General features: G+C 65.7%; 11 protein-coding genes. 1 reads left to right on the forward strand and 10 read right to left on the reverse strand.

All coding sequences use genetic code 11. The features are described 5' to 3' along the window. Window positions 1-716, forward strand: a 716-nt coding sequence (locus VK533_RS08405) for a TonB-dependent receptor domain-containing protein (protein ID WP_324376415.1), incomplete at its 5' end; no start/stop codon positions are given. Between the two features lie 30 nt (window positions 717-746). On the opposite strand, the gene VK533_RS08410 is transcribed toward VK533_RS08405, so the two are convergent. From VK533_RS08410 to VK533_RS08455, 10 genes are all read right to left on the reverse strand, one after another. Beyond that, on the reverse strand, window positions 747-1694 hold the full coding sequence (locus VK533_RS08410) for a flagellar motor protein MotB (RefSeq protein WP_324376416.1): 948 nt from the start codon (window positions 1692-1694) through the stop codon (window positions 747-749). Window positions 1695-1812: 118 nt separating this feature from the next. Continuing rightward, window positions 1813-2676 carry a flagellar motor stator protein MotA gene (gene motA / locus VK533_RS08415; RefSeq protein ID WP_324376417.1) on the reverse strand — a complete coding sequence of 288 codons (864 nt, stop codon included), beginning with the start codon at window positions 2674-2676 and terminating at the stop codon, window positions 1813-1815. A 239-nt stretch (window positions 2677-2915) separates the two neighbouring features. Further along, window positions 2916-3770, reverse strand: a complete 855-nt coding sequence (locus VK533_RS08420; RefSeq protein ID WP_324376418.1) for a flagellin — start codon at window positions 3768-3770, stop codon at window positions 2916-2918. Between the two features lie 12 nt (window positions 3771-3782). After that, complete coding sequence (gene flgK, locus VK533_RS08425; protein WP_324376419.1) at window positions 3783-5132, reverse strand: flagellar hook-associated protein FlgK; 1350 nt, start codon at window positions 5130-5132, stop codon at window positions 3783-3785. Further along, window positions 5129-5479: a rod-binding protein gene (locus VK533_RS08430; RefSeq protein WP_324376420.1), complete on the reverse strand. Its 351-nt coding sequence runs from the start codon at window positions 5477-5479 to the stop codon at window positions 5129-5131. Before VK533_RS08430 ends, flgK begins: the two co-directional genes overlap by 4 nt. Then, window positions 5476-6576, reverse strand: a complete 1101-nt coding sequence (locus VK533_RS08435; RefSeq protein ID WP_414712291.1) for a flagellar basal body P-ring protein FlgI — start codon at window positions 6574-6576, stop codon at window positions 5476-5478. The genes VK533_RS08430 and VK533_RS08435 overlap by 4 nt, the downstream gene beginning before the upstream one ends. Window positions 6577-6679: 103 nt before the next feature. Beyond that, complete coding sequence (locus tag VK533_RS08440) at window positions 6680-7369, reverse strand: flagellar basal body L-ring protein FlgH (RefSeq protein WP_324376421.1); 690 nt, start codon at window positions 7367-7369, stop codon at window positions 6680-6682. Next, a complete protein-coding gene (flgG, locus tag VK533_RS08445; protein WP_324376422.1) occupies window positions 7369-8157 on the reverse strand; it encodes a flagellar basal-body rod protein FlgG in 789 nt (262 codons plus the stop codon). Before flgG ends, VK533_RS08440 begins: the two co-directional genes overlap by 1 nt. 9 nt (window positions 8158-8166) lie before the next feature. Then, the gene (gene flgF, locus VK533_RS08450; protein WP_324376423.1) at window positions 8167-8913 is read right to left on the reverse strand and encodes a flagellar basal-body rod protein FlgF; all 747 of its coding nucleotides are present in this window, start codon (window positions 8911-8913) and stop codon (window positions 8167-8169) included. A 24-nt stretch (window positions 8914-8937) separates the two neighbouring features. Further along, window positions 8938-10254 (reverse strand): flagellar hook protein FlgE, encoded by a 1317-nt coding sequence (locus VK533_RS08455; RefSeq protein WP_324376424.1) that lies wholly within the window; start codon window positions 10252-10254, stop codon window positions 8938-8940. Between the last annotated feature and the right edge of the window lie 151 nt (window positions 10255-10405).

Raw genomic sequence — 10405 nt, forward strand, 5'->3', positions numbered from 1 at the left:
GCGCGCCGACAATTCCCCTGGGCGACGCCGGCTTCGACCGGCTGCCGAGCGAGCGGGTCGACAGTTATGAGATCGGTGCGAAGACCGCGACCGGCCGGAGGCTGCTGCTCGAGGCGGCGCTGTACCGCTACGATTATTCCAATTTCCAGTCGACCGCGCTGGAAGGCACACAAGTGGTGACGGTCAATCGCGGCAAGGCGCGGAGTTACGGCGCCGAAGGCGACGTGCGCTGGACGCCCTCCGGCGGATTCACCCTGTTCGCGAACTACGCTTTTAATCACAGCCGGTTCGCGGACGGCGCCCGCAAGGGCAATCATCTTCGCCTGGCGCCCGATCATTCAGTGGCGCTGGGGATGACATTGACTGCCGCTTTGGCCGAGATGCGGCTGAGTTTTTCGCCTACCGTCACCTATCAGAGCCGCGTCTTCTTCGACGACGACAATGATCGGCCCGATCTCCAGCAACCCCCGGCCAGGCTGATCCCGGACAATGTCCAGGACGAGACGCAGGGAAGCTATGCGCTGATGAATGCCGTGATCGGCCTCCACCCCGCCGGCAATCGCTGGCGCGTCGAGGGCTTCGTGCGAAACCTGTTCAATCGCAAATATGTGATCGACGCGGGCAATACCGGCGACGAAATCGGCCTGCCGACCTTCGTCGCGGGCCGACCGCGCTTTTACGGCGTCGGTATCGTCCTGAACTTCGGCGCAGGCTGACGGGACGCGCGCAGTCCCGCGCGGGCGACGTCAGCCCGCCGGCGGCGGCAGCAGCGCGGGCGGCCCGGACGGCACATCCCCGGTTGGCACATCCCCGGCCGCCGGATCCGGGCCCGAGAAAGCGAGCGTGATCGACATGCGGCGGTTGCGCGGATCGTAGCGGTCGGCCGGGATGAAGGGCTCGCGATCGGCGACGCCTTCGATCCGGTTGAAGCGATCCCCGGGCACGCCACTGTCGGCCAGCGCCCGGCGCGTCGCCTCGGCGCGCGCGCTCGACAGCGTCCAGTTGTTGACCGAACGGCCGGCCGCGTAAGGCAAAGAGTCAGTGTGGCCGCGCACGATCACGCCGTTGGGCACGCCCGCAATCACCTGCGCCACCTGGCCCATCAGCGCGCGCGCCGGCGGAAGCAGCGCATCGGTGCCGAGCGCGAACATCGAGAAATCGGCCTTGTCGACCAGATCGATGCGCAGCCCTTCGCGCGTATCGGTGAAGCGGATGTTGCCGGCGAGCTTCGACAGACCCTTGTCCGCCGTGATGCGCTGCATGATCTGCTTCTTGAGGAAGGCGAAGCGCACGCGATCGCGCATCCGTTCGGCGGCCGCCGCCTCGCTCGCGCCGCCGGTCGCATCCTTGGGGATGGTCAGCGACTTGGAGCCGGTCTGCGCCGCCTTGTGCGGATAATTGTCCTTGGCGATGATGCTGTCGCCGCCGAACACGCCGTTCGAGCCCGCGCTCTTGAGCTTCATCTCGATGAGCGTCGGCGCGAAATAATCGGCGATGCCCTTGCGCTGCTTTTCGGTCGTGGCGCCGAGAATCCACAGCAGCAAGAAGAACGCCATCATCGCGGTCACGAAATCGGCATAGGCCACCTTCCAGGCGCCGCCATGGTGTCCGCCATGACCGGCCTCGATGATCTTCTTGACGATGATCGGCCGTGGCTCGGGCTCGTTCCTGCCACGTTTTGCGGGTCCAGCCATCAGTTTGCTCCGCTCACGCGGAGGCCGCACCAGCCCGCACCCCCACCCGGCCTCCCATCAAGGATACCGTATTTGGGAGGCCGGGTGGGGGTGCGGGCTGGTGCGGTCTTCTCAGACATTAGCGGCCCCGCATGCCGTCGAACACGTCGGCGAACGCGGGCTGATTGCTGTGGCTGATGCCCGAACGCGCGGCTTCGATCACCAGCGGCAGCGGATGGCCGTGAAGCGACGCGATGATGATCTGCTTGACCACGCCATAGATGGCGGCGTCGGCCTCGACCACCTGCTTGCAGCGGCTCGCGAACGGACCCACGATGCCATAAGCGAGCAGCACGCCCAGGAAAGTACCCACCAGCGCCGAGCCGATCATCGCACCGAGGATGGCTGGCGGCTTGTCGATCGAGCCCATCGTCTTCACCACGCCGAGCACAGCGGCAACGATGCCGAGCGCGGGCAGCGCGTCGGCCAGGTTCTGCAACATGTCGGCCGGACGGATATCGTCATGGTGGTGCGTCTTGAGCGCATTATCCATCACATCCTCGACCGCATGCGGATCGAGCGTGCCCGACGAGATCACGACCAGCCGCAGCGTATCGGTGATCAGGTGGATCAAAGTCGCATCCTTGAGCAGCTTCGGATACTGGCCGAAGACGCTCGACGATTTGGGATCCTCGATATGCGGCTCGAGCGCGACCGGTCCATCGGTGCGCAGCATCTTCATCAGGCTGGAGACGAGGAAGATGACCTCCAGATAGTCCTTCTTGGTGTATTTCGGACCTTTGAAGACCTTGCCGAAGCCGCCGCCGAACTGCTTCAGTTCCTTCATCGAATTGCCGGCCAGGAGCGCGCCGATGGCCGCGCCGCCGATGATGATCATCTCGTGCGGGATCGATTCCAGGACCGGGCCGAGCGCGCCGCCCGTGAAAGCGAAGCCACCGAACACCATGCCGAGGAGGACGACCAGGCCGATCGCTGCAAACATTCGAAAACACCCCCGGATGGCGAAACTGGACAGAGCGTCCGGGACGTAAGTCCGGCCTCTCCAACATGATTAACGGCCTGGATTTACGCGCTTTATGGTGAAGATCGCGTTTACGCTGTTTTTGTGCGCCGATGGCGCAGACGGCACCGGCCCGCACCCCCACCCGACCTCCCATAGAATAACCTGTTGGGAGGTCGGGTGGGGGTGCGGGCCGGTGCCGCTCAACCCAAAAAGAGCGATCAGCCCATCAGGTTGAAGAGAGAAGTCTTGTTCGACTGGGCGAACAGGGTCTGCGCCGCCTGGAGCGCGGTCTGCTTGGCCTGGAACTCGCTCAGCGCATAGGTCAGGTCGGTGCTTTCCAGCCCGTTCCGTTCCTCCGACAGAGTCTCGCCGCTGGTGTCGAGATCGTCCTTGGCCGCATCGAACCGCGCACCGCGCACGCCCTGATCGCTGCGGATCTGGGTGATGTGCGCCGAACCGGCATCGATCGCGTCGAGGCTGGTCTGGATGTCGGTGGCACGGGTGGCGGCATTGCCTTCGACCGCGGTCGCGGCGTCGTTCAATATCTGCTGCAGCGTCTGCACGCCGCTGGCGGTGGTGACGTTGCCGAACACCTGATCGCGCTGCGCGGTCGCAGGCAGGCTGAGCGTATCAGACACCGGGATCGACAGCGGCGTGGCGGTCGGGAAGAGCGGCGCGCCGGTGGGATCGCTCGTGGTCGAGGCCGCGTTCAGATTGGCGACGATCGCCCGCAGCTGCGCCGCGATCGCGGTACGATCGCTGGTGGAGGTGGTGTCGTTGCGGCCCGACAGGAGCAGTTCCTTGGCCTGATTGAGCATGTCTTCGATCGAGCCGAGCTGGGTATCGGCCGCGGACGAAATCGACGCGCCCATATTGGTGTTGGCGGTCCACACGACCTGATCCGCCTGCGTCTGGCGGATTTCGGTGATGCGCTGCATCGCGTCGGGATTGTCCGACGATTTGGTCACGCTTTTGCCGGTCGACACGCTCTCCTGGAGCTTGGCGATCTGCTGCGACAGATCGGTCTGGCGGTTGATCTCGGCGATCGCGCGGTAACGGGTGGAGCTGATCATGGTCTAAAGCCCTCAGAACAGATCGAGTATCGACTGCAGCGTCTCGCGTGCAGTCTGGATGATCTTGGCGGAGGCCGAATAGGCCTGCTGGAAACGCATCAGATCGGCGGCCTCGGTATCGAGGTCCACGCCCGACACGTCGTCGAGATCGGAATAAGCACTATCCTTGGCGGCGGCCGCGCTGGTCGCCTGCGTGGTGGCGGATTGCACCTTCAGGCCCTGATCGGTGACCATCGAGCGCCAGGCCGTCTCGACGCCGTTGGCGCCGCGCAGGCTGGAAATGGCGAGCAGATTGCCATTGGCATTGGTCGCGTCGGCGGCGGCGACCAGGCTCGGATCGGTCACCGCCAGCGACAAGCTGGCGGCGTCGGTGCCCGACAGCAGATCCGCGCCGGGATTGCCGTTGAGATCGGTGCCCTGCGCGTTCCAGGTGTTGACCTGCGTGGCGAGGCTCGTCGCGAGCGCATCGAGCTGCTGGCGCCGGCCGGCAATCTGGTTGGCCGCCTCGGCATAACCGGCGAGCCCGCCCGAGGTCGGGCTGACCGCCGAGGTCGTGCCGCTGCTGGTGATGCTCATGCTGAGCGTGCCGCTGGCGGAGGTCTGCAAGCTGAGTTGCGCGGGCTCGATGCTGCTGCTGTCGAGCAAGACCGGGCCGCCGGCGCTGTTCATCCGGACGGTGGCCGCGCCGTACGTGTCCAGCGTGACGTCGATACCGACCTTGTCGCTGATCGTGCCGATGATCGTATCGCGCTGATCCTCGAGCGCGGCACGACCCGACGTCCCTTGCGGCGCGGTCTTGAGCGCGACGTTGATCTTCGCCAGCGCGGTCAGCGCGTCATTGACCTGCCGGACCGAATCGCTCGCCTGGCTCGATACGGTGCCGGCAACGCTGACCAGACTGGCGGCGGTCTTGTTGATCGAACCGGCGACATCCTGGATCGCGTAGAGGAAGCTCTGGCGCAAGGTCGCGTCGGTCGGATTGGCGGACAAGGCATTGGCGCTGGTGAACATCGCGGTGAGCTTCACGCCCACGCCGGAATCGCCGTCGTCGAGCGAATCCTCGACCTTGCCGTACCATTGCGACCGCATGCTCGCCTGCGAGTTGTCCGAATTGGCGCTCCACGCCTTCGAGGCGGTATATTGATCCCACACGCGCGTGACGGTCGCCGCCTGCACGCCGTTGAATGCCGACGAGGTGCGATAGAGGAACATCGGGCCGGAATTGCCCGCCTGCTCCTTCATCGTCACTTCGCGCCGGGCGAAGCCGTCATTGTTGGCGTTGACGACATTCTCGGAAATGCCGGCGAGCGCGCTCTGGTAGGCGAGCACGCCGGATTTGCCGATGGACAGCAGATCGCTCATTTCGCGGCCTTCACGTCAACGGAGGCGCCGGGCTGAGGCGCTGCACCGGCGGCGGCGGCAGGGGCCAGACGCGCGCCATATTGCTTGACCAGCATGTCCGCGATGTGGAGCGCGCCCTTTTGTGCCATCGCATCGGCGGTCTTGGCGTCAGCCATGTCCTGGAACTGCTTGGTCGCCTCGGAATCGAAGATGCCGTCATTGTCGGTGGCGGAGCGCATCGAGCCGATGAGCTGGCGCACGAACACCGCCTCGAACGCCTGCGCCGCCTTCTTGAGCTTCGCCTGGTCGGGCGAAGCCGTGGACGGCGCGGCGGTGGCCGCGTTCGTGGTGATGGGCGAGGTCGTCACAGGACCACCAGCTCCGCCTTCATCGCGCCCGCTTCCTTGAGCGCCTCGAGGATCGCGACCAGATCGGCCGGCGAGGCGCCGATCGCGTTCACCGCCTTGACGATATCGGCCAGGCTCGCGCCGGGCGCGAATTTGAACATCGGATTATGTTCTTCCTGAACCTCGATGCTGCTCTTGGGCACGACCGCGGTCTGGCCCTGGCTGAAGGGCGCGGGCTGCGAGACCCTGATGTCTTCGTTGACCTTGACGGTGAGCTTGCCGTGGCTGACCGCCGCCGGCGCGATCCGGACCGCGCCGTTGATGACGACAGTGCCGGTGCGGGCATTGACGATCACCTTGGCGGCCGCGTCGCCCGGATCGACCAGCAGATCCTCGATCTTGCCCATCAAGGCGGTGCGGAGCTCGGCGCCTTCCGGCGCGCTGATCGAGACCGTGACCGCGTCGATCGCGCGGGCGCGGCCCTGGCCGAGGCTGGCGTTGATCGAATTGGCGACCCGGCCGACCGTGGTGAGATCGGCTTCGGCGAGATTGAACCGGATTTCGGGCGTGGTCGCGAAACCCGCATCGACCGCGCGTTCGACCGTGGCCCCGCCCGGGATGCGGCCGGCGGTCGGCACGTTGACCGTGATCTTGGAGCCGTCCGCCGCATCGATGCCGAGACCACCGACAGCGAGGTTGCCCTGCGCCATCGCATAGATCTGGCCGTCCGCGCCCTGCAGCGGCGTCATCATCAGCGTGCCGCCACGCAGGCTCTTGGCCTTGCCCATCGCGGCGACGGTGATGTCGAGCCGTTCGCCGGGCTTGGCGAAGGCGGGCAGCTCGGCGGTGATGATCACCGCCGCGGCATTCTTGAGCGCGGGATTGACGCCCGCGGGCAATTGCATGCCGAAGCGCGAGGCGACGCTGTGCATGCCCTGCGTGGTATATTCGAGATTGTCGTCGCCCGTGCCCGCAAGGCCGACGACGATGCCGTAGCCGGTCAGCTGGTTGGCGCGCAGCCCCTGGAAGTGGCCGAGATCCTTGATCCGCTCGGCCGAGGCCGGGGTGGTCAGCAGCATCGCCACGATCACCAGCACCATGCCGACCACGGTCGGCATCAGGCGCATGCCGAACGCCTTGAGGCGCGGCAGCAGCTGCGCGGCCTCGGCGGCTTCGTCACGATGCGAACGGAAGGAGAAAGCGAGACTCATGCAACTGGTCCTAGAAAGGGCTCAGGATCGAGAAGAAGTGGTTGAGCCAGCCCTGATGGCTGGCCCGCGCGATCTCGCCGGTGCCGGCATAGGTGATCTTGGCGTCGGCCACGCGGGTCGACGGAACGGTGTTATCCTGATCGATGTCGACGCCGCGGACGATGCCCGAAATGCGGATCTGCTCGTCGCCGCGGTTGAGCGTGAGATGCTTCTCGCCCCGTATCATCATCGTACCGTTGGGATAGACGGCGGCGATGGTGACGCTGATCGCGCCGTTCAGCTGGTTCGACTGCTGGGCGGCGCCCTTGCCGTCAAACGCGCCGCCGCCGCTGGCGGTGAGGCTGGTCGACTTGAGGAACTTGAGCGGCCCCGTGGTCGGCGGGGTGATGCCGACATTGCCGGTACGGTCGGACGAGGCGCTGTTGCTCTTCACCGCCTGCGTCTTCTCGACGAGGATGATCGTGAGCACGTCGCCGACCTGCGCCGCGCGCGCGCCCGAGGTGAGCGGCGCGTAACCGGCGGCGGCATGGAAGATCGCGCCGTCGGCGGCGAACGGCACGGCCGGCGGCTGATAGGGCGTCGGCGCATATTCGGCGCGCACCTGAGCGTCGCGCTTCTTGCTGCCGAACAGAGCATGCGCGGGCGCGACGACGACCAGAGCCGTGCCGAGGCCGAACAGGATGAAGGCGTTGCGCATCATCAAAGCTGCTGGTTCGCGGTCTGGAGCATCTCGTCGGTCGCCTTGATGACCTTCGAGTTCACTTCGTAGGCGCGCTGGGTTTCGATCATGTCGACCAGCTCCTCGGTGATATCCACGTTCGAGGATTCGAGGCTGCCCTGCGCGATCGTGCCGCGGCCGTCGGTGCCGGGATCGCCGACCTGCGGCGCGCCCGAAGCGGCGCTTTCCGAGAGCAGGTTGTTGCCGTCCGCCTGCAGGCCCGACGGGTTCATGAAGCGCACCGTCTGGATCTTGCCGACCACGCTCGGCGCGTTCTGGCCCTGGAGGGTCGCCGAAACCGTGCCGTCCGAACCGATCGTGATCGTCGTCGCGCCTTCCGGAATCTGGATCTGCGGCTGGAGCGGCATGCCGTCGGAGGTGACGACGGTGCCGTCCTGCGTCTGGCTGAAGCTGCCGTCGCGGGTATAGCCCATCGAGCCGTCGGGCTTGAGCACCTGGAAGAAGCCCGCGCCCTGGACCGCCATGTCGAGGCTGTTGCCGGTGATCTGCATCGAACCCTGGGTGTCGATGCGCGCCGTGCCCTGAATCTGCACACCCGAGCCGAGGTTGAGGCCGGTGGCGTACTTGTTCTGGTCGGTCGCCTGCGCACCGGGCGCGGTGATCTGCTGATAAGCGAGCGTCTCGAAGTTCGCACGATCGCGCTTGAAGCCGGTCGTGTTCACGTTGGCGAGATTGTTCGCGATTACGCGCATCTTCTCGTTCTGGGCATCGAGGCCCGTGCGCGCGACGTGGAGAGCTGCGTTGGTCATGTTACGTCCTTACTCGGAGATCTGCATGAGAGCGGCGGAGGACTTGTCCATGTCCTGCGCGGTCGTGAGCATCTTCACCTGGGCTTCCCAGGAGCGCGACGCGTCGATCATGTCGACGAGCGTCGCCGACGCGTTGACGTTCGAGCCCTCGATGCTTTTCGAGGTCAGCGAGGCGTCCGGATCGGACGGCAGCGTGCCGCCATTCGTTTCGTGGAACAGGCCGTCGATGCCCTTCTTGATGGTCGAGCCATCGGCGGAGACGAGCTTGAGCGTGTCGACCGCCTGCGGGCTTTTCGGATCGCCACCCTGCGGCACGATCCAGATCTGGCCGTCCTTGCCGATCGACACGCTGTCGGCCGGCGGCAAGGTGATCGGACCGCTCTGGCCGAGCACGGGCATGCCGTCCCCGGTGGTGAGCAGGCCGCTGTCGGACAGCTGGAGATCGCCGCGGCGGGTGTAGGCTTCGGAACCGTCGGTCGCCTGGACCGTCAGCATCGAATTGCCGTTGAGCGCGACGTCAAGGTCGCGCCCGGTGGCGGTGACGGCACCGGCGGTCATGTTCGCGCCGGTGACGTCCTGCGACACCGTGGCGCGGCCATTGAGACCGCCGCTGCCCTTGAGCCATTCGGCGGAGGCGCTGGTGAATTCCCCGCGAAAACCCGCCGTGTTCACGTTGGCGAGATTGTTGGCGATCGTTGCCTGGCGCGACATCGCGCCACGCATCGCCGCCAGCGAGGAATAGATCAGACGATCCATGGCTCAGTTCCTTGCCCTCAGACCTTACGAGCGCAGCTGGACGATCGTGTCGGTCATGTTGTTGGCGGTCTCGATCGCCTTGGCGTTCGCCGAGAAGTTGCGCTGCGCGGAGATCAGCGAAACCAGCTCCTCGGTGATGTCGACATTGGCTTCCTCGAGCGCGCCGGACTGGATCGTGCCAGCCGAACCGCTGCCGGCCTGGCTGATGATCGGATCGCCCGACAGACCGCTCTGGCCCCAGCGGCTATCGCCAAGCTGGCGCAGGCCATTGGTGTTCGGGAAGTTCGCGATCATGACCGCACCCAACTTCTTGGTGGTACCGTCGGAGAAAGTCGCGGAGACGAGCCCGTTGGTATCGACCGAGATATTGGTGAGCTGGCCGGCGGCCTTGCCGTTCTGGGTGATCGTCCCCGGCGTGAACGTCGACGACGCCTGATGCGTGTTGGACGCATCGTAGGTCAGCCCGATCTGGATCGGGGCACCCGAACCCGCCGGCAGCACGCTGCTGAACTGGGTGGTGCCGCTGGGCGAGACCAGCGCGCCGTTGCTGTCGAACGACAGCGACAATGCCTCGGCGGGGCTGGTGTTCACATTGCCGTCCGAGCTCGCTTCCTGGTCGCCGATGAACAGATGCACGTCCCAGGTGCTGCCCGTCACCGGCGGCGTCGCGGCCGCGTCCGGCACGCTGGTGCGCACATAATAGAGCGTCGCCTGCTGCGGATTGCCTGCCGCGTCGTACACGGTGGTCGACGTCGAATAATTGTAGCTGTTCGAATCGAAGCGATCGAACGCGTAGGGATTGGCGGCATTGTAGTTGACGCGGTTGGCCGGGAGATCCGCGTTGCTCGGCACGGTCACCGAAAGCTGCATCGCGCTGGTCGCCGCCGGCGAGCCCGCGGTCTGGGGAATCTGCAGGTTGGTGGCCGAGGAAATGCCGCTGGCGCTGAGCACGCCGGAACTGTCGACCGGCAGCACCTGAACATAGGCGCCGTTGCTGTCGACCAGGTAGCGGTCACCGTCGAGGCTGAACGCGCCGTTGCGGGTGAAGCTCATCTCCGCGCCGCTCTTGGTCACGAAGAAGCCCTGGCCCGAAATGGCGAGGTCGAGCGCGCGATCCGAGGTCTGGAAACCGCCCTGGGTGAATTGCTGGCTGATCTCCTTCAGGCGCGTGCCCTGACCGGCGACGGTACCGGACTGGAGCGGCGAGGCCGAGATCAGATCGCCGAATTCGGCGCGGCTCTTCTTGAAGCCGATCGAGCCGACATTGGCGATGTTGTTCGAGATGACCGACAGATCGGACTGGGCACCCTTGAGGCCGGAGAGCGAGGTATAGAAGGACATGGGATTACTCCTGCGATGGGGCGTTGATTAGGAAAGCTGGAGCACGTCGGACGGATCGATGCCGCCGAGGCCGGTGATGAGCTGGGTGGTGCCGGTGGCCGGCGACTTGACCGACTGGATTTCGTTCCAGGTGGCGAGGGTCGGGCTCTGG

This window comes from Sphingomonas sp., assembly GCF_035317925.1.
GTDB lineage: Bacteria > Pseudomonadota > Alphaproteobacteria > Sphingomonadales > Sphingomonadaceae > Sphingomonas_I.